Annotated in this window: 1 protein-coding gene; it reads left to right on the forward strand. The window is 63.1% G+C overall.

Annotation, left to right across the window (positions count from 1 at the left end):
- Positions 1-255, forward strand: a 255-nt coding sequence (locus ACU8YC_RS28880) for an inverse autotransporter beta domain-containing protein (RefSeq protein WP_446896495.1), incomplete at both ends; no start/stop codon positions are given.

The raw sequence follows: 255 nt of genomic DNA on the forward strand, positions 1-255 counted from the left end.
TACTACGGGAAGGAAGTGGCCCTGTTCGGGGTGGACAACCGGCAGAAGAATCCGCATGCCATAACGGCGGGGATTAACTACACGCCCGTGCCGCTGATTACCCTGGGGGCAGAGCAGCGTCAGGGGCAGTCGGGGAAAAGCGACACGCGACTCACCCTGGACGTGAACTATCAGCTGGGGGTGCCATGGCGTAGTCAGGTCAGTCCGGATGCGGTGGCGGCCATGCGAACCCTCACGGGCAGCCGGTATGACCTG

This window comes from Citrobacter sp. VF227, from assembly GCF_052950715.1.